A 20,948-nucleotide genomic window follows, 5' to 3' on the forward strand; every position below is an offset into this window, starting at 1 on the left:
ACGCCTGCTTCGCCAAAAGACGCGCGACATGCGACGCCTCCCCGTCATCATCGCCGCCGTGGCCGCGGCCGCGCTCGGCGCCGCCGCGGTGGTCGCGCAGATCGAGGGCGGCGACCGCGGCGTCGCCGCCGTGGACAGCTCGGACGACTTCGAGGTCAGCGGCGTGCGCGTCGACGTCTCGGGACCCAGCGCCGAGGTGGCGCGGCTCGCCGGGTGGCGCGAGGCGCAGCGCACGGGCTTCACCCAGCTGGCGCGGCGGCTCGGCGCGGGCGAGCGGACGCTGCCCGACGGCGCGCTCGACTCGATCGTCTCGAGCATCGTCGTCGAGCAGGAGCAGATCGGGCCCAATCGCTACATCGCGCGGCTCGGCCTGCTGTTCGACCGCGCGCGCACCGCGGCGCTGCTCGGCGTCTCGGCCTATGTCGAGCGCTCGCCGCCGTTCGTCGTGGTGCCGGTGCAATGGGCGACCGGGGTCGGCACCGCGTTCGAGCAGCGTACCGTGTGGCAGGAAGCCTGGGCGCGTTTCCGCACCGGCGGCAGCACGATCGACTATGTCCGGCCGAGCGGTACCGGGCCCGACCCGCTGCTGCTCAACGTCGGCGAGACGCAGCGGCCCGACCGCGGCTGGTGGCGTACCGTGCTCGACCAATATGGCGCGAGCGACGTGCTGATGCCGACCGCTCGGCTCACCCGGCGATGGCCGGGCGGCCCGGTGGTGGGCACCTTCGAGGCGCGCTACGGCCCCGACCACCGCCTGCTGCGCGGCTTCACGCTCCGCGTCGGCAGCGCGCGCGGCATACCGGCGCTGCTCGACGAGGCGGTGCGGCGGCTCGACTCGATCTACCAGGAGGCGCTGCGCGGCGGCGACCTCGACCCCGACAGCGGGCTCAACCCGATCATGCCCGAGGCCACCCCGACACCGATCGACCTCACCGACGCGTTCGTCGACCTCACCGCTCCGGTGGCGATCGCGAGCAGCATCACGGTGCAGTTCGACACGCCCGACGCCGGCGCGGTCACCGGCACGGAGGGCGCGCTGCGCGGCGTGCCCGGCGTCACCTCGGCGGCGACGACCAGCCTCGCGCTCGGCGGTGTCTCGCTGATGGCGGTGAGCTACGCCGGCACGCCCGAGGCCTTCCGCGCCGCGATGGAGGCGCGCGGCTGGCAGGTGTTCGGCAGCGGCACGACGCTGCGGATCCGGCGCGCGCCGCCCGGCGCCACGCCCGCGGCGCCGGCACCCCCCGCCGCGCCGCCGCGCGGGCCGGCGGGATGAGCCAGTTCGCGCTGCCGCTGGCGTTGCCCATCGACGCGCGCGACGCCGAGTTCCTCGTCACCGACTCCAACGCCGCCGCGGTGCGGCTGCTCGATCACTGGGCGACCTGGCCGGTGCGCACCGCGGTGGTCGCCGGGCCGCCGCGCTCGGGGCGCACGCTGCTGGGGCAGATCTTCACCGTGCGCTCGGGCGGACAGCTCATCGACGACGCCGAGACCCAGCCCGAGGAGGCGCTGTTCCACGCCTGGAACCGCGCGCAGGACGAGCGCCGGCCGCTGCTGCTGCTCGCCGCCGCGCTGCCGCCCGCCTGGGCCATCGCGCTGCCCGACCTGCGCACCCGGCTCGCCGCCAGTCCCGCGGCGACGATCGGCGCGCCCGACGACGCCCTGGTGCGCGCCCTGCTCGAGCGCGGCTTCGCGCGACGCCACCTCGACGCGCGGCCCGAGCTGCTCGCCTGGCTCGCCGCGCGGGTGGAGCGGAGTCACGCCGCTGTCATCGATGCTATAGAGAGACTGGACCGCGCCGCGCTGGCGGGACGACGTCGCCTGTCGATCCCGCTGGCGCGCGAAACCCTCCAGCCCGACGCGGCGTTCACCGCGCAGAGCGACGATCCATGACCCGACCGACCACCATCGCCCGCATCGACGCCGAGGACGTGCTCGAGGACCCCTTCGTCGACCGCGACGGCGAGCGCTATTTCAACCGCGAGCTGTCGTGGCTGGCGTTCAACCGCCGCGTCCTGGAGGAGGCGTGCAACCGCGCGCACCCGCTGCTTGAGCGGCTGCGCTTCCTGGCCATATCGGGCGCCAACCTCGACGAGTTCTTCATGGTCCGCGTCGCCGGGCTGAAGGGCCAGCAGCTGCAGGACGTCGAGGCGCGCTCGGCCGACGGCCTCACCCCGGGCCAGCAGCTCGCCGCGATCATCGAGGGGGCCGATTCGGTGATGGCGAGCCAGCAGGCGGTGTGGCGCGACATCCGCGCCGAGCTGCACGAGGCCGGTATCGCGGTGCTCGGCAGCCACGCGCTGGCCAGCGCGCTGGACGCCGAGCAGCAGGCCTGGCTCGAGACGCATTTCCACGAGCAGCTCTTCCCGGTGATCACGCCGCAGGCGCTCGACCCGGCGCACCCGTTCCCGTTCCTGCCCAACCGCGGCATGGCGGTGATGTTCGACCTGATGCGCCGCTCCGACCAGGAGCCGATCCGCGAGCTGGTGATGCTGCCCGCGGCGATGCCGCGCTTCGTCCGCGTGCCGGGCGAGGGCGCGCGCTACGTCGCCACCGAGTCGATCCTGAAACGCTTCGCCCCCGCGCTCTTCCCCGGCTATGACGTGCTCGGCGCGGCCGAGTTCCGGCTGCTGCGCGACAGCGACATCGAGATCGAGGAGGAGGCGGAGGACCTCGTCCGCTACTATGCCAACGCGATCAAGCGGCGCCGCCGCGGCCGCGTGATCCGGCTCGAGCTCGAGACGGGCATGCCCGACACGCTCGCCGCGGTGCTGCGCGACGAGCTGGGCGGCGCCGACGCCATCGTCACCGAGACGGGCTCGTTCCTCGGCATCGGCGACCTCTCGCTGCTCGCCGACGAGGATCGGCCCGACCTCAAGTTCGTCCCCTTCACGCCGCGCTTCCCCGAGCGGATCCGCGAGTTCGGCGGTGACTGTTTCGCCGCGATCCGCTCGAAGGACATCGTCGTCCACCATCCCTATGAGACGTTCGACGTCGTGCTCGCCTTCCTTAAACAGGCGGCCAACGACCCCGACGTCGTGGCGATCAAGCAGACGCTGTATCGCGCGGGCAAGCAGTCGGCGGTGATCAGCGCGCTGATCGCCGCGGCCGAGGCGGGCAAGTCGGTCACCGCGGTGGTCGAGCTCAAGGCGCGCTTCGACGAGGAGCAGAACCTGCAATGGGCCAGCGCTCTGGAACGCGCGGGCGTGCAGGTCGTCTACGGCTTCATCGACTGGAAGACCCACGCCAAGGTGGCGATGGTGGTGCGGCGCGAGAACGGCAAGTTCCGCACCTACTGCCATTTCGGCACCGGCAACTATCACCCGGTGACCGCGCGGATCTACACCGACCTCAGCTTCTTCACCGCCGACCCGCGCGTGGGGCGCGACGCGGCGCGGCTGTTCAACTATATCACCGGCTACGTCGAGCCGGGCGACATGGAGAAGGTGGTGCTCAGCCCGCGCAGCCTGCGCGAGCGGCTGATGCAGGATATCGACCGCGAGATCGCGCACGCGCGCGCCGGCCGCCCCGCCGCCGTCTGGGCCAAGATGAACTCGCTGGTCGACCCCACCATCATCGAGAAGCTCTACGAGGCGAGCAACGCCGGGGTGGAGATCGACCTGATCATCCGCGGCATCTGCTGCCTCAAGCCGCGCGTGCCCGGCATGTCGGAGAACATCCGCGTCAAGTCGGTGGTGGGACGCTTCCTCGAGCACAGCCGGATCGCCGCCTTCGGCAACGGCGCCACGCTGCCCAACGATAACGCGCTGGTCTACATCTCCTCGGCCGACTGGATGCCGCGCAACTTCGACCGCCGGGTCGAATACCTGCTGCCGCTCGACAACGAGACGGTGCACGACCAGGTGCTCGACCAGGTCATGGTGGCCAATCTCATCGACAATGAGCAGAGCTGGGAGCTGCAGGCCGACGGCAGCTACGTGCGCGTCGAGCCGGGCGACAAGCCGTTCAACCTCCACCGCTACTTCATGGTCAACCCGTCGCTCTCGGGGCGCGGCGCGGCGCTGGACGGCGACGAGGTGCCGGTCCTGTCGCTGAGGCGGCGGCGTTGAGGCTGCTGCCGACGCGGCGTGTCCCCCGTCCTGCCGCGACCGACACGAGCGACCCGCCGCGCACCGCGATCATCGACATCGGCTCGAACTCGATCCGCCTCGTCGTCTATCAGGGGCCGCCGCGCTTGCCCTCGATCCTGTTCAACGAGAAGGTGCTCGCCGGGCTGGGCCGCAGCCTGGCGCAGTCCGGGGCGATCGACTCGCAGGCGATGGCGACGGCGCGGACCGCGCTGCACCGCTTCGCTGCGCTGGCCCGCGCGATGGAAGTCACGCGGCTGCGCACCGTCGCCACCGCGGCGGTGCGCGACGCCGACAACGGCGCCGAGCTGGTCGCGGTAGCCGAGCAGGCCGGGCTGAGCGTCGAGACTCTGCCCGGCGAGAAGGAGGCCGAGGCGGCGGGGCTGGGCGTGCTCTCGGGCATCCCCGACGCCGACGGCATCGTCGGCGACCTGGGGGGCGGCAGCCTCGAGCTGGTGCGCGTGCGCGGCGGGGCGCTGCACGAGCGCGCCTCCTTCCCGCTCGGTGTGCTGCGGATCGGCGCGTTGCGCGAGAAGAACCAGCTGGAGCGGCGCGTCGGCGCGCTGCTCGCGGCGGGCGGCTGGACCGGGGCGGGGCAGGGGACGCCGCTGTACCTCGTCGGCGGCTCGTGGCGCTCGCTGGCGCGGCTCGACATGGTGGTGACCCATTATCCGCTGCCGGTGATCCACCAATATGGCATGTCGGCCGAGACGATCGCGCGGCTGCGGCGCACGCTGTCGCACGTCAGCAAGGCGCGGCTGCGCGAGATTCCCGGCATCTCGGGCGGGCGCGTGCCGACGCTGGGCGACGCCGCCGCGCTGCTCGCCGCGGTGCTGCGCCATCTCGGGAGCACGCAGACGATCGTCTCCGCCTACGGCCTGCGCGAGGGGCTGCTCTACGACGAGCTGAGCGCGGAGGAGCGCGCGCTCGACCCGTTGGTGGTGGCGACGCGCGACGAGGGGCGGGTGAGCGGCCGCTTCGCCGAGCACGGCGACCTGCTCGACGCGTGGATCGCGCCCCTGTTCGCCGACGAGGGCGCGAGCGACGCGCGGCTGCGCACCGCGGCCTGTCACCTCGCCGACGTGGGCTGGCGCGCCAACCCCGATTTCCGCGCCGAGCGCGGGCTGGAGATCGCGCTCCACGGCAATTGGGTCGGCATCGACGCGCGCGGTCGGGCGATGCTGGGGCAGGCGCTGTGGACCGGGATGGGCGGCGCGGTGACTCCGCCGCCGCCGCTGACGCTGCTGGCGGACGAGCCCTCGCTGAAACGCGCCGCCGCCTGGGGTACCGCGATGCGACTGGGGCAGCGGCTCAGCGGCGGCGTGGCGGGGCCGCTGGCGCGCTCGTCGCTGCGGGTCGAGTCGGGCGAGCTGGTGGTGACGCTGACCGGCGACGACGCCGCGCTCTACGGCGAGGCAGTGCAGAAGCGCCACAAGGCGCTGGCCCAGGTGCTCGGATTGCAGCCGCGGCTGGGGTGACGGGCTGAGGTAAGCTTTGACCTCGGCCCCACCAACTTACCGTCGTCCGGGCTCGCGCCGGGATCCACCGTCCCGCTCGTTCGATGGCGTTCGCGTGATGGGACGGTGGATCCCGGACCATGTCCGGGATGAAGGAAGGCTGGCGGGGCGCGCGTCCCTCAGCCGCAGCTCAGCTTGACGATCACGCCCCTCGCGTCGGTCTCGACGTCGAGCCGATCGGCGCGATAGTCCATCGTCAGCGCGTCGCCGGTGCGATAGCGCCGCACCGCTCGCGCGCCGCTCAGCCGCTGCGCCTCCGCGACCGACGGATCGGCCGCGCGCCCGACCAGCGCCGAGGCGGCGCCGGCGTCACAGCGCGTCCCCGGCGTCTCACCGGTGGCGACCGGTGGCCCCGCGGCCGGCGCCGCCACCTTCGGCGCACAGCCCGACAGCGCGACCAGCGCCAGCGTCGCGAGCGTCACCCGGCTCACGCCGCCGCCTCCGTCCGCGTCATCTTGAGCTTGCCGCCCTGAACCGCGAAGCCCAGCCGCCCCTCGACTAGGTCGAGCGCGTCGTGCCCGAACTGGTCGTAGCGCCAGCCCTGCAGGATCTGCAGCCCGTGGCGCTGCCCCGCCGCCAGCGCCTCCAGCTCGTCGCCGCGCGCGAGCAGCCGCGGTGCCACGTCGATGTCGCGCGCGCGGATCTTCAGCAGCAGCTTGAGCAGGTCGGCCACCAGCGCGCCCTCGCGCCCGAGCCCGGGCTTGCGGTCCTCGCGCGGCGGCAGCTCGTCCTCGGCCAGCGGCGCGGCCGACTCGATCGCGGCCATCAGCCGCGCGCCGATGTCGTTGCCCGCCCAGGTCTGCGACAGGCCGCGGACCTTGGCGAGATCGACCTGCTTGCGCGGCGGGTGGCTGGCGAGATCCGCGATCGTCTCGTCCTTCACGATGCGGCCGCGCGGCAGGTCCTTGGCCTGCGCCTCCAGCTCGCGCCAGCGCGCGATCGCCTTGAGCCGGCCGAGCACCTCGGGCTTGCGGCTCGACACGCGGACCCGCTTCCACGCCACGTCGGGGTCGTTGGCGTAGTTGGCCGGGTCGGCGAGCCGCTCCATCTCCTGGTCGAGCCACGCGCCGCGCCCGGTCTTGCGCAGCCGCTCCAGCATCTTGGGGAAGATCTTGGCGAGATGCGTGACGTCGCCGATGGCATATTCGATCTGGCGCGCGTCGAGCGGGCGGCGCGCCCAGTCGGTGAAGCGCGCGCCCTTGTCGACCGCGATGCCGAGCCAGCTGTCGACGAGGTTGGAATAGCCGATCTGCTCGCCCTGGCCGAGCGCCATCGCCGCCACCTGGGTGTCGAACAGCGGGTGCGGGGTCTTGCCGGTGAGATTGTAGATGATCTCGATGTCCTGCCCGCCGGCGTGGAAGACCTTGAGCACGTCCTCGTTGTCGACGAGCAGCGCGAGCAGCGGGGCGAGGTCGAGGCCCGGCGCCATCGGGTCGATCGCGGCGGCCTCCTCGGTGTCGGCGATCTGGATGAGGCAGAGCTCCGGGTAATAGGTGCTCTCGCGCATGAACTCGGTGTCGACCATCACGTACGGCGCCTCGGCGAGGCGGGTGCAGAGGTTGGCCAGCGTCGCGCTGTCGGTGATCAGGGGGTGAACGTGCATAAGCGCCTGCCCATAGCCGGGCGGGCGCGGGTTGACAAAGAGGGTAATGACGCGAGAGGGCGCGATCATCCGACAACCGCCGTCGCGGCGTGTCGCGGGCCGCCGTGCCGCCGCTTCGCGCGGCGCCGGCGCCCGGAGCCAAGCGCGGCGCCGCAGCCAGAGTCCCGCCTTATGCACGCCTATCGCTCCCACACCTGCGCCGCGCTGACCGCCGACGACGCGGGCCAGACCGTCCGCCTCTCGGGCTGGGTGCATCGCAAGCGCGACCATGGCGGCGTGCTCTTCGTCGACCTGCGCGACCATTACGGGGTCACCCAGATCGTCGCCGACAGCGACTCGCCCGCGCTGGCGCTGCTCGAGGGCGTGCGCGTCGAGTCGGTGGTGACGATCGACGGCGAGGTGAAGCGGCGCAGCGAGGCGACGGTGAACGGCGCGCTCGCGACCGGCGAGATCGAGGTCTACGCGCGCGCCGCGACGGTGCAGAGCGCCGCCGCCGAGCTGCCGATGCCGGTCTTCGGCGAGGCCGAGTATCCGGAGGAGATCCGGCTGCGCAACCGCTACCTCGACCTGCGCCGCGACAAGCTCCACGCCAACATCATGCTGCGCTCGAGCGTGATCGCCTCGATCCGGCGCCGCATGGTCGACCAGGGCTTCACCGAGTTCCAGACCCCGATCCTGACCGCCTCGTCGCCCGAGGGCGCGCGCGACTATCTGGTGCCGAGCCGCGTCCATCCGGGCAAGTTCTACGCGCTGCCGCAGGCGCCGCAGATGTTCAAGCAGCTGCTGATGGTGGCGGGCTTCGACCGCTACTTCCAGATCGCGCCGTGCTTCCGCGACGAGGACGCGCGCGCCGACCGCAGCCCGGGCGAGTTCTACCAGCTCGACTTCGAGATGAGCTTCGTCACGCAGGACGACGTCTTCGCCGCGATCGAGCCGGTGCTCCACGGCGTCTTCGAGGAGTTCGCGGATTGGCAGGGCAAAGGACGCACCGTCTCGGCGCTGCCGTTCCGCCGCATCCCGTACCGCGAGTCGATGCTGAAGTATGGCAACGACAAGCCCGACCTGCGCAACCCGCTGATCATCAGCGACGTCGGCCAGCAGTTCGTCGGCTCGGGCTTCGGCCGCTTCGCCGCGATCGTCGAGGCCGGCGACGTGGTGCGCGCGATCCCCGCGCCGAACACCGCCGACAAAAGCCGCAAGTTCTTCGACGACATGAACGCCTGGGCACAGGGCGAAGGCTATGCCGGGCTGGGCTATGCGACGCGGAAGGGCGGCGAGTGGGGCGGGCCCATCGCCAAGAACCACGGCGAGGAGAAGATGAACGCGCTCGCCGACGCGCTCGGGCTGGGGCCGGACGACGGGCTGTTCTTCGCCGCGGGCAAGGAGGCGCAGGCGGCCAAGCTCGCCGGGCTCGCGCGTACCCGCGTCGCCGACCAGCTCGGGCTGATCGACACGTCGCGCTTCGAGTTCTGCTGGATCGTCGACTTCCCGATGTTCGAATATGACGAGGACAGCAGAAAGGTCGACTTCAGCCACAACCCCTTCTCGATGCCGCAGGGCGAGCTGGAGGCGCTGGAGACCAAGGACCCGCTCGACATCCTCGCCTATCAATATGATATCGTCTGCAACGGCATCGAGCTGTCGTCCGGCGCGATCCGGAACCACCGGCCGGATATCATGTACAAGGCGTTCGAGATCGCGGGCTATACCAAGGCCGACGTCGACACCAACTTCGCGGGCATGATCAACGCCTTCAAGTTCGGCGCCCCGCCGCACGGCGGGTCGGCGCCGGGGATCGACCGGATCGTGATGCTGCTCGCCGACGAGCCCAACATCCGCGAGGTGATCGTCTTCCCGATGACGCAGAAAGCGGAGGACCTGATGATGGGCGCGCCCAGCTTCGTCTCCGCCAAGCAGCTCAAGGAGCTGAACATCAAGGTGACCGCCGAGCTGCCGAAGGACAATGACGCGCTCGTGGCGCCCAAGGCGGGGTGAGGGGAGTAGGGCAGGGACGACACCGCGTTTCCCCACACTGCTCCCCGGCGAAGGCCAGGGCCCAGGTGGGAAAGCCATGGTGGGTCTCGCCGACGTCCCCAACTGGGCCCCGGCCTCCGCCGGGGAACGGAAGAGGGTAGGGGCGCCCGCTTACGCAGACGACCCCCGCCCAGATCACGCCGGCTCGAAGTGGCCGTCCTCCTGCAGCACGCGCAGCTTGCCGTCGGCGATCGCGAAGACCGCGCCGTGGAGCCGCAGCTTGCCCGCCTCGACCCGCTCCTGCACGAACGGGAAGGTCATCAGGTTGGAGAGCGAGACCTTCACGCCCTCCTGCTCCAGCGCGGTCTGGCCCTCGGGACCCTGGCCGTGCTCGTGGATCACCTTCTCGCGCGCGTCGTCGAGCAGGTCGATCCACGCCGCGACGAAGCCGCCGTGGCCCGGCTCGGCCTGCTTGAGGTCGCCCGACAGCGCCGCCTTCACGCCGCCGCACGCGCCGTGGCCGAGCACCAGCACTTCCTCGACCTGGAGCACGGTCACCGCGAACTCGAGCGCGGCCGAGACACCGTGACGCCCGCCGCCGGTCTCGAACGGCGGCACCAGCGCGGCGACGTTGCGGACGACGAACACCTCACCGGGGCGGCTGCCGAAGATGGTGGCGGGGTCGACCCGGCTGTCCGAGCAGGCGATGACCATCACCTTGGGCGACTGGCCGCTGGCCAGCTCGGTCCAGCGCTCGCGCTCCTCCAGCCACTCGTTTCCGCGAAAGCGGTAGTAGCCTTCGACCATATCGTTAAACTTGCTCATTCCTCAGTTACCCTTCCGTTGTTTCGAAGACGGCCAGCCGCTATCTGCGACCGCATGAACGAGATGACTCCGCTTCCGGCTCCCGCGCGCCAGCGCAAGCCCGACTGGATCCGCGTCAAGGCACCGACCAGCGAGGGCTTCGCCGCCACGCGCGCGCTGATGCGATCCAAGAGCCTCACCACCGTGTGCGAGGAGGCCGCCTGCCCGAACATCGGGGAGTGCTGGACCAAGAAGCACGCGACCGTGATGATCCTGGGCGACACCTGCACGCGCGCCTGCGCCTTCTGCAACGTCAAGACGGGCATGCCGCGCGCGGTCGACCCGCTGGAGCCGCAGAACGTCGCCGACGCCGCCGCGCAGATGGGCCTGGAGCATATCGTCGTCACCTCCGTCGACCGCGACGACCTGCCCGATGGCGGCGCGCGGCAGTTCGTACGGGTGATCGAGGCGATCCGTCGCACCAACCCGACGACGACGATCGAGATCCTCACACCCGATTTCCGCAACAAGCACGAAGCCGCGGTGGAGGCCATCGTCGCGGCGCGGCCAGACGTGTATAATCACAATCTGGAAACCGTGCCGCGGCTGTACCCGACGATCCGGCCGGGCGCGCGCTACTACGCCTCGATCCGGCTGCTCGAGAGCGTCAAGAAGCTCGACCCCTCGATCTTCACCAAGTCGGGCATCATGCTCGGGCTCGGCGAGGAGCGGCTCGAGGTCCACCAGGTCATGGACGACATGCGCTCGGCCGACATCGATTTCCTGACAATGGGCCAGTATCTCCAGCCGACCCCGCGCCACGCCAAGGTAGCCGAGTTCGTGCCCCCCAAGGCGTTCGACGCCTATGCCGCGATCGCGCGCGCCAAGGGCTTCCTGCTGGTGGCCTCGTCGCCGCTGACGCGCTCGAGCTACCACGCCGGCGACGATTTCGCGAAGATGAAGGCGGCGCGCGAGGCGAAGCTTGCCCAAGCATAGCGAGACCCGCCGGCTGCCCTACAGCCCCGAGCAGATGTTCGACCTGGTCGCGGACGTGCGCCGCTACCCCGAGTTCCTGCCCTGGGTCACCGCGATGCGCGTGCGCCGCGACGGCGAGACCGAGACGCTGGCGGACATGATCGTCGGCTTCAAGGGGCTGCGCGAGACCTTCACGTCGAAGGTGGCGAAGGCGCGGCCCGACATGATCCGCGTCGAATATGTCGACGGGCCGCTGAAGTATCTCCACAACGACTGGCGCTTCCGCCCGGCCGGCGAGGGCGGCTCGCTGGTCGACTTCACGGTCGACTTCGCCTTCAAGAACCGCATGTTCGAGATGCTCGCCGGGCAGGTGTTCGGCGTCGCGCTGCGCAGGATGATCGGCGCCTTCGAGGAGCGCGCGCGCGCGCTCTACGGCGATTCGTCGACGGGTTCCTCGTCGGGCTCGGGCAGCAGCAGCTCGAGCGCGCACAGCGCCGCCTGAAGCCGCACGCCGGCGCGGCCGAGATCGCCGAAGAAACGCTTGTCGGCGACCACGTTGGCGGGATCGCCGGCGCGCTCGGCGCGCGCGAACACCACGGTGCCGACGGGTTTCTTCTCGGTACCGCCGCCCGGCCCGGCGACGCCGGTGATCGCCACCGCGACGTCGGCCGCGGACTGCGCCAGCGCGCCCTGCGCCATGCTCCACGCGACCGCGATCGAGACCGCGCCGAACGTGTCGAGCACGTCGCCGCTGACGCGCAGCTGGCGCTGTTTGGCTTCGTTCGAATACGTGATGAAGCCGGCGTCGAACACGTCGGACGAGCCCGCGATCTCCGTCAGCGCGGCGGAGACCAGCCCGCCGGTGCAGCTCTCCGCCACCGCGACGCGGCGTCCCGCGGCGCGGTTGGCCTCGATCACGCGGCGCGCCGCGTCGACCAGCTGCTGCGGGAGGACGTCGTCGCTCACGGCGCGGTCGCCGCGGCGCAGACGGGCAGGTCGGGGATGGCGTCGCGCTTCCCCTTGTTCTTCTCGGCCTTGAGATATTGCAGCGTCGCCACGACGATGCCCGCGGTGTTGCGCGCCGGCAGCGGCTCCAGCAGCGTCACCAGCCGGTCGAGCGTGGCGCAGTCGCCGGGCTGGATCCGCCCCGTGATCTGCGGCGCGAAGAGCGAGGTCAGCATCGGCCGCGCATAGTCGCTCAGCAGCAGCAGTTCCACCGCCGGGTCGCTGAGCTTGGCGATGGCGGTGCGCGCCGCGGGCCAGGCGCGATCGGCCTCGCGATCATATTTCTGCAGCAGCGCGCTGTCGGTCTGGCGCAGCAGGCTGGAGCCGGGCAACGCGGCGCAGACGCGGCCGGCGTCGCGGATGATCTCGGGCATCGCCACCAGCGCGATCGACTCGGCGTCGGTGCTCGACAGGCAGCGGTCCTGCGCCGCCGCGGGGGGGGCGACGAGGAGCGCGGCCCCCGCCAGCGCCGCGGCGAACTTGGGGAGACGGCTCATGCGTCGACCCCGCCGGGCAGCGTGACGGTCGCCACCGCCTGGGCGGCGATGCCCTCGCCCCGTCCGGTGAACCCGAGTCGCTCGGTGGTGGTGGCTTTCACGCTGACCCGATCGGTCGAGAGGCCGAGAAGTTCCGCGATGCGCGCCTGCATCGCGGCGCGGTGCGGGCCGATCTTGGGCGCCTCGCACATTAAGGTAAGATCGATGAAGGTGACGCGACCGCCGCGTGCTTCCACCAGGGATCGCGCGTGCGCGAGGAACTGTCCCGATTCGGCACCGCGCCAGCGCGGGTCGCTCGGCGGAAAGTGCGTGCCGATGTCGCCCGCCGCGATCGTGCCGAGCACCGCGTCGGTGATGGCGTGAAGGGCGACGTCGGCGTCGCTGTGGCCCGACAGGCCCCGGTGGTGCGGGATCAGCACGCCGCCGAGCCACAGCTCCTCGCCGTCCTCGAGCCGATGGACGTCGAAGCCGCTCGCCGAGCGGGTCTCCGCGCCGACGCGCGCCGCCGCGGCGGCGAAATCGGCGGGGTAGGTGATCTTGTCGAGCATCATGTCCCCTTCGACCTGCGCCACGCCCAGCCCGAGCGCGCGCACCATCTGCGCGTCGTCGGTCGCCGCACCGCCGTCCCACGCCGCGTGCGCGCGCGCCAGCGTCGCGGCGTCGAACGCCTGCGGCGTCTGCACCCGCGCGAGCGTCTCGCGCGCTATCGTAGCACCGTCCGCGCCGACCAGCGTGTCCGCGACCGGCAGCACCGGGATCGCGCCCGGCGAGTCGTCCAGCGCGGCGAGCAGCCGGTCGATGACCGCGCGCGGCACGAACGGCCGCGCCGCGTCATGCACCAGCACGCGCGTCGCGCCCGACGCGGCGTCGAGCCCAGCGCGTACCGAGTCGCGCCGCGCCGCGCCGCCGGTCACCCACTCGGCGTTGGGCACCGTGGCCGCGAGCAGCGCCTGCTGCCCGTCGCCGATCACGACGATCACCCGGCCGATCGCGGGGTGCGACGACAGCGCGGCATGGCTCCACGCCAGCATCGGCCGGCCGGCGACCGGCGCGAATTGTTTCGGCAAGGCGCTGCCGCTGCGCGAGCCGCTGCCGGCGGCGACGATGAGGGCGACCGTGGTCATGGCGGCGCGCCCTAGCCGCTCCGCGCGAACCTTGCCAGAGCGGCGCGCGTCGACTACCTGCCCATTTTTCGAGCAGCAGCGATGAACCAGCCTCCTTCCACCCGGCTCACGCCGATCCGCATCGGCGAGGTGAGCGTCGACCAGCCGGTCGTGCTCGCGCCGATGACCGGCGTGTCCGACCAGCCGTTCCGCACCTTGGTGCGGCGCTACGGCTCGGGGCTCAACGTTACCGAGATGATCGCGAGCCAGGCGGCGATCCGCGAGACGCGGCAGTCGCTGCAGAAAGCGATGTGGCACGTCTCGGAGGAGCCGGTGTCGATGCAGCTGGTCGGCTGCACCCCGCACGAGATGGGCGAGGCGGCGCGGCTGGCGCGCGACAAGGGCGCCTCGATCATCGACATCAACATGGGCTGCCCGGTCCGCAAGGTCACCAACGGCGACGCCGGCTCGGCGCTGATGCGCGATCTCGGGCTCGCCGCGGCGATCGTGAAGGAAGTGGTGCGCGCGGTCGACGCGCCGGTGACGCTCAAGATGCGGATGGGCTGGTGCCACGACAGCCTCAACGCCCCCGAGCTGGCGCGCATCGCCGAGGATCTCGGCGTGCGCATGGTCACGGTCCACGGCCGCACCCGCAACCAGATGTACAAGGGCAGCGCCGACTGGGGCTTCGTCCGCTCGGTCAAGCAGGCGGTGGCGATCCCGGTGGTCGTCAACGGCGACATCTGCACGATCGACGACGCCGAGGCGGCGCTCGCACAGTCGGGCGCGGACGGCGTGATGATCGGGCGGGGCGCCTATGGTCGGCCGTGGCTGCTCGGCCAGGTGATGCACTGGTTCGCCACGGGTGAGCGCCGGCCCGATCCGACGCTCGACGAACAATATGCCGTGATCTCCGAGCATTACGAGATGATGCTGAGCCACTACGGCATTGTCACTGGCGTCAACATGGCGCGCAAGCACATCGGCTGGTACACCAAGGGCATCCCCGGCTCGGCCGAGTTCCGCAACAAGGTCAACCAGGAGCCCGACCCCGCGCGGGTCAAGGCGATGCTCACGGACTTCTACGCGCCGCACCGGATGCGGGACGCCGCGTGAGGCTGACGCAGCGCGGGCCGAGCGAGGCCGAGCTGCTCGCCGCGCTGCCGGTCGCGGTGCTGGTGGTCGACCCCGAGGACCGTGTCGAGCGCGCCAACGCCGAGGCCGAGACCCTGCTCAACCTCGCCGAGCGCGCGATCCGCGGCCAGACCGTCGCCGAGCTGCTGGGCGCACCCGACGTCGAGACGCGCCGCGCCGGCCACGCCTTCGCCGCCTTCGACATCGAGGTGGAGACGCGCGGCGGCGCCAGGGTCCGCGTCGACCTGGTCGAGGCGGCGGTGGTCGACCAGCCCGGCTGGCGCACGATCACGCTCCACCATGCCGCGGCGTCGCGCCGGCTCGGCGTCTCGGGGGACCGCGCCGCGGCGGCGCGCGCCGCGGTCGGCGCGGCGGCGATGCTGGCGCATGAGATCAAGAACCCGCTGTCGAGCATCCGCGGCGCGGCGCAGCTGATCGCCGACGGCGCGGCGGCGGACGAGCTCACCGGGCTCGTGATCACCGAGGTCGACCGGATCGCCGCGCTGATCGATCATATGGAGGATTTCACCGACACCCGCCCGCGCGAGGTGGCGCCGCTCAACATCTACCCGCTGCTGGCGCACGCGCGCGGCGTCGCGGTGGCGGGGTTCGCGCGCGACATCCCGATCGACGAGCGCTACGACCCGTCGCTGCCGCCCGTGCTGGGCAATCGCGACGCGCTGCTCCAGGTGGTGCTCAACCTGCTCAAGAACGCCGCGGCGGCGCTGGGCGAGCGGGGCGAGCGGCGCATCACGCTCACCACCGCCTACCGGCACGGGATCACCGTGGCGACCGGGAGAGGCCGCGAGCGGGTCGCGCTGCCGATCGAGCTGTGCGTGATCGACACCGGGCCGGGCGCGCCCGAGGACATCGCCGACCACCTCTTCGATCCGTTCGTGTCGGGGCGGCCCGAGGGCAAGGGGCTGGGGCTGGCGCTGGTCGACAAGCTGGTGCGCGACATGGGCGGCATCGTCCAATATGCGCGCGAGGGCCAGCCGCACCACACCGTCTTCCGCCTGCTGCTGCCGCGCGCCGCGTGACCGGCGGGCGCGTCCTGATCGTCGACGACGACGACGCCGTGCGCACCGTGGTGGCGCACGCGCTGCGCCGCGCCGGCCACGCGGTCCGCACCGCCGCCAGCCTCGCCGACATGGCGCGCGAGCTGCGCACCCACCCGCCCGACGTGCTGGTGACCGACGTGGTGCTGCCCGACGGCGACGGCATCGACCATGCCGGCCGGCTCGCCGCCGAGCGCCCCGACATGCCGGTGATCGTGCTCTCGGCGCGCAACACGCTGACCACCGCGGTGCGCGCCACCGAGGCGGGCGCGTACGATTATCTCCCCAAGCCGTTCGACCTCGACACGCTGACCCGCACCGTCGCGGCGGCGCTGGCGCGCGGCGGGGCGGCCGCCGAGCACGTCGCGGTCGAGGAGGAACAGCTGCCGCTGATCGGCCGGTCGCCCGCGATGCAGGACGTGTATCGCGTGATCGCGCGGGTGATCTCGAACGACCTCACCGTGCTGGTCTCGGGTGAGTCGGGCACGGGCAAGGAGCTGGTCGCGCGCGCGATCCACGATCTCGGCGCGCGTCGCGCCGCGCCCTTCGTGCCGATCAACATGGCGGCGATCCCGCGCGAGCTGATCGAGGCCGAGCTGTTCGGGCACGAGCGCGGCGCCTTCACCGGCGCGGCGCAGCGCAGCGCCGGCCGCTTCGAGCAGGCGGCGGGCGGCACGCTCTTCCTCGACGAGATCGGCGACATGCCGATCGAGGCGCAGACGCGGCTGCTGCGCGTGCTCCAGTCGGGCGAGTTCACCACGGTGGGCGGCGCGCGCACGATCCGGGCCGACGTCCGCATCGTCGCCGCCACCAACCGTGACCTGCAACAGGCCGTCGCGGCCGGGCAGTTCCGCGAGGACCTCTACTACCGGCTCAACGTCGTGCCGGTCGCGCTGCCCGCGCTGCGCGAGCGGCGCGGCGACATCGCCGAGCTGGCGCGCCACTTCCTCGACCGCGCCGCCGAGGCGGGGCTGCCGCGCAAGACGCTCGACGCCGAGGCGGTCGCCGCGCTCGAGGCGCACGACTGGCCGGGCAACGTGCGCGAGCTGGAGAACCTCCTGCGGCGGCTCGCCGCCCTGTCGCGCGACGATCGCATCGGCGCGGCCGAGGTGGTGGCCACCATCGGCAGCGTCCCCGCCGCGGCCGAGGCGCTGCCCGATCCCGGCATCGAGGCGGCGGTGCGCGCGATGATCGAGCGGCTGGCGCGCGAGGAGCCGAGGGCGCTCGACGACGGCTCGCTGTACGACCGTGTGATCGGCGCGGTGGAGCGGCCGCTGATCGGGGCGATGCTGGCGCGCCACGGCGGCAACCAGCTGCGCGCGGCGCGCGCGATCGGGCTCAACCGCAACACGCTCCGCAAACGGCTCGACGCGCTGGGCATCACCCCCGGTGCGCGGCCATCGGGGTCGGGCGAGGGATAGATCGCCGAAATATGTGTTCTCTGTGCAACACCGATGTTGTAGCGGGAGAGCGATGATCGCGGGAGTCACTCCCTCCTCCTCCGCCACGTCGACCGCCCGCCGGCGGTCCACGGTGACGCCCGCGCTGGAGCTCGCGGTGCTGGCGGTGGCGATCGCGATCGCCGTCGGCAGCTATTTCTCGGTGCGCAGCGAGGGTGGCCCGGCCGCGCTGATCGAGCCGCCGGTGGTGGCATTGCTGCTCGTCGCCAACCTGGTCGCGGGCATCGCGCTGATGATCCTGCTGGGGCGAAGGATCGCGCTGAACCGCGCGGCGCGCTCGCCGGTCGGCGGGGAGGGGCGGCTCCACGTCCGGCTGGTGCTGCTCTTCTCGCTCGTCGCCGCGGTGCCCGCGCTGCTGGTGACGATCTTCGCCTCGCTGCTGTTCCAATACGGCGTCCAGTTCTGGTACTCGGACCGCGCGCGCGGCATGTTCGAGAACGCCGCCTCGGTGGCGCAGGAGAGCTATCGCAACGAGTCGGACCGGGTCGGTCGCGAGACGATGACGATGGCGGGCGACCTCGCCGACTATCTCCGCGCCGACCCGATCGAGAGCAAGCGCTTCGCCGCGGGCCTCGCCTACCAGCTCTACCTGCGCAACCTGTCCGAGGCGCTGATCGTCCAGCGCGGCCAGGACGGCGAGCTGCGCACCCGCGCCCTGGTCAATCCCTATGACCGCCAGCTCGAGCGCGTCGTCACCGCGCCGATGATCGACCAGATCGAGCGCGGCGCCGCCTCGGTGGTGGTACGCTCGGGCGACCGCGTCGGCGTGCTGACCCGGCTCGACTATGAGCCGCACACCTATCTCTACTCGGCGCGCGTGTTCGACCCGCAGCTCGCCAACCAGCTCAACCGCGGCGCGGCGGTGCTCAACGACTATCGCCAGCTGATCGCGCGCGCGCGCTCGCTCCAGCTCCGGTTCAACGCCGCGTTGCTGATCGTCTCGCTGCTGATCGTCGGCGTCGCGGTGTGGATCGCGCTGGCGGTGGCGGACCGGCTGGTGCGCCCGGTCGGCGAGCTGGTCGACGCCGCGCGGCGGGTGGGGGAGGGCGACCTGTCCGCGCGCGTGCCCGAGACCCCGGCCCGCGACGAGGTCGGCACGCTCGCCACCGCCTTCAACGGCATGACCGCCCGGCTCGAGACGCAGAACACCGCGCTGGTCACCGCCAACACCCAGCTGGAGAACCGTCGCGCGCTGATCGAGGCGGTGATGTCGGGCGTGTCGGCGGGGGTGATCTCGATCGACTCGCAGGACCGCACGATCCGGCTGGTCAACAGCTCGGCGCAGACGCTGCTGGGGCTCGACGCGCCGCCGGTCGGCCGCGTGCTGCGCGCGGTGGCGCCCGAGCTCGACGCGATGCTCGACGAGGGCGCGCGCGAGGCCAATGTCCAGCACAATGTCCAGGGCGAGATGCGCACCTTCGCGGCGCGGATCGCGCGCGACGGCACCGGCCCGATCATCACCTTCGACGACATCACCCAGCAGCTCACCGACCAGCGCCGCGCCGCCTGGGCCGACGTGGCGCGCCGCATCGCGCACGAGATCAAGAACCCGCTCACCCCGATCCAGCTCGCCGCCGAGCGGCTGCAGCGCCGCTACGGGAGCAAGATCGAGGCCGGCGACGTCACCTTCTCGCGCCTCACCGACACGATCGTCCGCCAGGTCGGCGACCTGCGGCGGATGGTGGACGAATTCTCCTCCTTCGCGCGCATGCCCAAGCCGGTGTTCCGCGACGAGGCGCTGGTCGACATCGCGCGCCAGACGATGTTCCTCCACGAGGTGGCGCATCCCGGCATCCGCTTCGTGCTGGAGCACGACGATCCCGCCCCGACGCTGGTGTGCGACCGCCGCCAGCTCGGGCAGGCGCTGACCAACATCGTCAAGAACGCGGTCGAGGCGGTCGAGGCCGCCGACGTCAGCGACGGCGCGGTGACGATGGCGCTGCGCGAGGGGGAGGGGCGCGTCGTGATCGAGGTGGCGGACACCGGCGTCGGCCTGCCGCTCGAGCGCGACCGCATCGTCGAGCCCTATATGACGACTCGCGCGCGCGGCACCGGGCTGGGGCTCGCGATCGTCAAGAAGATCGTGGAGGAGCATTTCGGCACGATGACCTTCGCCGACCGCGCGGGCGGCGGCACCGTGGTGACGCTGTCGTTCGACGCGGCGCTGCTCGCCCCGCTCGCCGCCGAGGACCATCTCCCGCCCGGCGCGGGCTCCACCGACGACGATCGCACGATCGCCGCTCTGACCAGGAATCGGATCTAGACAGTTATGGCGATCGACATCCTCGTCGTGGACGACGAACTCGACATCCGCGAACTCGTGGCCGGCGTGCTGGAGGACGAGGGCTATGAGACCCGCATGGCGGGCGACAGCGACGCCGCGCTGGAGGCGATCGCGACCCGCCGCCCCAGCCTGGTGCTGCTCGACGTGTGGCTCCAGGGCTCGCGGCTCGACGGGCTCGACCTGCTCGAGGAGATCAAGCGCCGCGACCCCTCGATCCCGGTGCTGGTGATCTCGGGTCACGGCACGCTCGACACCGCGGTCGCCGCGATCCGCAAGGGCGCCGCCGACTTCATCGAGAAGCCGTTCCAGGCCGAGCGGCTGCTGCTGATGGTCGAGCGCGCGACCGAGACCGAGCGGCTCCGCGCCGAGGTGAAGAGCCTGCGCGCCGCCTCGGGCCGCGGCACCGACCTCACCGGCAGCTCCACCGCGGTGAACGCGGTGCGCGCCACGCTCAAGCGCGTCGCCGGCACCGGCAGCCGCGTGCTGATCGTCGGCCCGGCGGGCGTGGGCAAGGAGGTGGCGGCGCGGCTGCTCCACGGCTGGAGTCAGCGTCAGCACGCCAATTTCGTCATCGTCAGCACGGCGGGCATGAGCCCCGACCGCGTCGAGGAGGAGTTGTTCGGGGTGGAGGAGGGGGGCGACCTCGTCCGCACCGGGCTGCTCGAGCAGGCGCACGGCGGGACGCTGTTCCTCGACGAGATCGCCGACATGCCGCAGGCCACCCAGGCGCGCATCCTGCGCGTGCTGACCGACCAGAGCTTCACGCGCGTGGGCGGCACGCGCGTGGTCAAGGTCGACGTCCGCGTCGTCTCCGCCACCGCGCGCGACCTCTCGCTGGAGATCGCCGAGGGGCGCTTCCGCGAGGACCTCTACTATCGCCTCAACGTGGTGCCGGTGACCATCCCGCCGCTCTCCGAGCGGCGCGAGGACATCCCCGCGCTGGTCGAGCATTTCGTCGCCCATTACGCCGCCGAGCGCCGCGTGCCCGTGCCCGAGATCGCCACCGACGCGCTGGTGGCGCTCCAGTCCTACGACTGGCCCGGGAACGTGCGCGAGCTGCGCAACGTGGTGGAGCGCACCATCATCCTCGCGCCCGGCGACCGCATCGGCCGGATCGACCTGGACCTGCTCCCCGCCGAGGTGCTCGGCGGCCACGACGCCGGCCCGGGCGCGACCGCGATCATGGGCGCGCCGCTGCGCGAGGCGCGCGAGACGTTCGAGCGCGAGTATCTGCGCGTCCAGATCCGGCGCTTCTCGGGCAATATCTCGCGCACGGCGAGCTTCATCGGGATGGAACGCTCGGCGCTGCACCGCAAGCTGAAGCTGCTGGGGATCACCGAGACGCGCGAGGACTGAGCTTATCCCCGGCACGGGTCACGTCCGTGCCGTCGCGCCCCGCAGGGAGGCCTGATTACCGCGACTTGACCGTGCGCCTCCCTAGACGCGCCC

General features: G+C 72.0%; 18 protein-coding genes. 12 read left to right on the top strand and 6 right to left on the bottom strand.

The window, feature by feature from the left end; all coding sequences use genetic code 11:
• The first annotated feature begins 28 nt into the window (after positions 1-28).
• From KZ813_RS02245 to KZ813_RS02260, 4 genes are read left to right on the top strand one after another with little or no spacing between them, the layout of a single operon-like run.
• Positions 29-1,273, top strand: a complete 1,245-nt coding sequence (locus tag KZ813_RS02245) for a heavy-metal-associated domain-containing protein (protein ID WP_219753330.1) — start codon at positions 29-31, stop codon at positions 1,271-1,273.
• On the top strand, positions 1,270-1,890 hold the full coding sequence (locus KZ813_RS02250; protein ID WP_219753331.1) for an HdaA/DnaA family protein: 621 nt from the start codon (positions 1,270-1,272) through the stop codon (positions 1,888-1,890). Before KZ813_RS02245 ends, KZ813_RS02250 begins: the two co-directional genes overlap by 4 nt.
• Positions 1,887-4,067, top strand: a complete 2,181-nt coding sequence (locus tag KZ813_RS02255; RefSeq protein ID WP_219753332.1) for an RNA degradosome polyphosphate kinase — start codon at positions 1,887-1,889, stop codon at positions 4,065-4,067. The genes KZ813_RS02250 and KZ813_RS02255 overlap by 4 nt, the downstream gene beginning before the upstream one ends.
• A gap of 5 nt (positions 4,068-4,072) precedes the next feature.
• Positions 4,073-5,563, top strand: a complete 1,491-nt coding sequence (locus KZ813_RS02260) for a Ppx/GppA family phosphatase (protein ID WP_219753415.1) — start codon at positions 4,073-4,075, stop codon at positions 5,561-5,563.
• Between the two features lie 158 nt (positions 5,564-5,721).
• On the opposite strand, the gene KZ813_RS02265 is transcribed toward KZ813_RS02260, so the two are convergent.
• Positions 5,722-6,033, bottom strand: coding sequence for an I78 family peptidase inhibitor (locus KZ813_RS02265; RefSeq protein ID WP_219753333.1), 312 nt, complete (start codon positions 6,031-6,033; stop codon positions 5,722-5,724).
• A complete protein-coding gene (gene rnd, locus KZ813_RS02270) occupies positions 6,030-7,205 on the bottom strand; it encodes a ribonuclease D (protein ID WP_219753334.1) in 1,176 nt (391 codons plus the stop codon). The genes KZ813_RS02265 and rnd overlap by 4 nt, the downstream gene beginning before the upstream one ends.
• Positions 7,206-7,376: 171 nt before the next feature.
• Between rnd and aspS the strand changes: the two genes are divergently transcribed.
• The gene (aspS, locus tag KZ813_RS02275) at positions 7,377-9,200 is read left to right on the top strand and encodes an aspartate--tRNA ligase (RefSeq protein ID WP_219753335.1); all 1,824 of its coding nucleotides are present in this window, start codon (positions 7,377-7,379) and stop codon (positions 9,198-9,200) included.
• Positions 9,201-9,374: 174 nt separating this feature from the next.
• On the opposite strand, the gene KZ813_RS02280 is transcribed toward aspS, so the two are convergent.
• Positions 9,375-10,004, bottom strand: coding sequence for a carbonic anhydrase (locus KZ813_RS02280; RefSeq protein WP_219753336.1), 630 nt, complete (start codon positions 10,002-10,004; stop codon positions 9,375-9,377).
• Between the two features lie 54 nt (positions 10,005-10,058).
• On the opposite strand from KZ813_RS02280, the gene lipA reads away from it, so the two are divergent.
• Both lipA and KZ813_RS02290 read left to right on the top strand, forming a co-directional pair.
• A complete protein-coding gene (gene lipA / locus KZ813_RS02285; protein ID WP_219753337.1) occupies positions 10,059-10,979 on the top strand; it encodes a lipoyl synthase in 921 nt (306 codons plus the stop codon).
• A complete protein-coding gene (locus KZ813_RS02290; RefSeq protein WP_219753338.1) occupies positions 10,966-11,460 on the top strand; it encodes a type II toxin-antitoxin system RatA family toxin in 495 nt (164 codons plus the stop codon). Before lipA ends, KZ813_RS02290 begins: the two co-directional genes overlap by 14 nt.
• On the opposite strand, the gene KZ813_RS02295 is transcribed toward KZ813_RS02290, so the two are convergent.
• Genes KZ813_RS02295 through KZ813_RS02305 form a run of 3 tightly spaced genes read right to left on the bottom strand, consistent with a single transcriptional unit; the run spans position 11,388 to position 13,584 of the window.
• Positions 11,388-11,924: a CinA family protein gene (locus tag KZ813_RS02295; protein WP_219753339.1), complete on the bottom strand. Its 537-nt coding sequence runs from the start codon at positions 11,922-11,924 to the stop codon at positions 11,388-11,390. The two genes, KZ813_RS02290 and KZ813_RS02295, sit on opposite strands and share 73 nt — an antisense overlap.
• Positions 11,921-12,460 carry a hypothetical protein gene (locus tag KZ813_RS02300; protein WP_219753340.1) on the bottom strand — a complete coding sequence of 180 codons (540 nt, stop codon included), beginning with the start codon at positions 12,458-12,460 and terminating at the stop codon, positions 11,921-11,923. The genes KZ813_RS02295 and KZ813_RS02300 overlap by 4 nt, the downstream gene beginning before the upstream one ends.
• Positions 12,457-13,584 (bottom strand): bifunctional 2-C-methyl-D-erythritol 4-phosphate cytidylyltransferase/2-C-methyl-D-erythritol 2,4-cyclodiphosphate synthase, encoded by a 1,128-nt coding sequence (locus KZ813_RS02305; RefSeq protein WP_219753341.1) that lies wholly within the window; start codon positions 13,582-13,584, stop codon positions 12,457-12,459. Before KZ813_RS02305 ends, KZ813_RS02300 begins: the two co-directional genes overlap by 4 nt.
• A gap of 81 nt (positions 13,585-13,665) precedes the next feature.
• On the opposite strand from KZ813_RS02305, the gene dusB reads away from it, so the two are divergent.
• The 5 genes from dusB to ntrX are packed head-to-tail and all read left to right on the top strand — an operon-like array spanning position 13,666 to position 20,855.
• On the top strand, positions 13,666-14,679 hold the full coding sequence (gene dusB / locus KZ813_RS02310) for a tRNA dihydrouridine synthase DusB (RefSeq protein ID WP_219753342.1): 1,014 nt from the start codon (positions 13,666-13,668) through the stop codon (positions 14,677-14,679).
• 2 nt (positions 14,680-14,681) lie between these two features.
• The gene (locus KZ813_RS02315; RefSeq protein ID WP_219753416.1) at positions 14,682-15,737 is read left to right on the top strand and encodes a two-component system sensor histidine kinase NtrB; all 1,056 of its coding nucleotides are present in this window, start codon (positions 14,682-14,684) and stop codon (positions 15,735-15,737) included.
• Positions 15,734-17,176, top strand: coding sequence for a nitrogen regulation protein NR(I) (ntrC, locus tag KZ813_RS02320; protein ID WP_219753343.1), 1,443 nt, complete (start codon positions 15,734-15,736; stop codon positions 17,174-17,176). Before KZ813_RS02315 ends, ntrC begins: the two co-directional genes overlap by 4 nt.
• A 52-nt stretch (positions 17,177-17,228) precedes the next feature.
• Positions 17,229-19,478 carry a sensor histidine kinase gene (locus KZ813_RS02325; protein ID WP_219753344.1) on the top strand — a complete coding sequence of 750 codons (2,250 nt, stop codon included), beginning with the start codon at positions 17,229-17,231 and terminating at the stop codon, positions 19,476-19,478.
• 6 nt (positions 19,479-19,484) lie between these two features.
• Complete coding sequence (gene ntrX, locus KZ813_RS02330) at positions 19,485-20,855, top strand: nitrogen assimilation response regulator NtrX (RefSeq protein ID WP_219753345.1); 1,371 nt, start codon at positions 19,485-19,487, stop codon at positions 20,853-20,855.
• Positions 20,856-20,948: the final 93 nt, after the last annotated feature.

The sequence above is a fragment of the Sphingomonas folli genome (genome assembly GCF_019429525.1).
Taxonomy (GTDB): Bacteria; Pseudomonadota; Alphaproteobacteria; order Sphingomonadales; family Sphingomonadaceae; genus Sphingomonas; species Sphingomonas folii.

Excerpts from the sequence above, each read along its gene's own strand:
- KZ813_RS02245 (WP_219753330.1), top strand. The coding sequence starts at position 29 with ATGCGACGCCTCCCCGTCATCATCGCCGCCGTGGCCGCGGCCGCGCTC.
- KZ813_RS02250 (WP_219753331.1), top strand. The coding sequence starts at position 1,270 with ATGAGCCAGTTCGCGCTGCCGCTGGCGTTGCCCATCGACGCGCGCGAC.
- KZ813_RS02255 (WP_219753332.1), top strand. The coding sequence starts at position 1,887 with ATGACCCGACCGACCACCATCGCCCGCATCGACGCCGAGGACGTGCTC.
- rnd (WP_219753334.1), bottom strand. The coding sequence starts at position 7,205 with ATGCACGTTCACCCCCTGATCACCGACAGCGCGACGCTGGCCAACCTC.
- aspS (WP_219753335.1), top strand. The coding sequence starts at position 7,377 with ATGCACGCCTATCGCTCCCACACCTGCGCCGCGCTGACCGCCGACGAC.
- KZ813_RS02280 (WP_219753336.1), bottom strand. The coding sequence starts at position 10,004 with ATGAGCAAGTTTAACGATATGGTCGAAGGCTACTACCGCTTTCGCGGA.
- lipA (WP_219753337.1), top strand. The coding sequence starts at position 10,059 with ATGAACGAGATGACTCCGCTTCCGGCTCCCGCGCGCCAGCGCAAGCCC.
- KZ813_RS02300 (WP_219753340.1), bottom strand. The coding sequence starts at position 12,460 with ATGAGCCGTCTCCCCAAGTTCGCCGCGGCGCTGGCGGGGGCCGCGCTC.
- KZ813_RS02305 (WP_219753341.1), bottom strand. The coding sequence starts at position 13,584 with ATGACCACGGTCGCCCTCATCGTCGCCGCCGGCAGCGGCTCGCGCAGC.
- dusB (WP_219753342.1), top strand. The coding sequence starts at position 13,666 with ATGAACCAGCCTCCTTCCACCCGGCTCACGCCGATCCGCATCGGCGAG.
- KZ813_RS02325 (WP_219753344.1), top strand. The coding sequence starts at position 17,229 with ATGATCGCGGGAGTCACTCCCTCCTCCTCCGCCACGTCGACCGCCCGC.
- ntrX (WP_219753345.1), top strand. The coding sequence starts at position 19,485 with ATGGCGATCGACATCCTCGTCGTGGACGACGAACTCGACATCCGCGAA.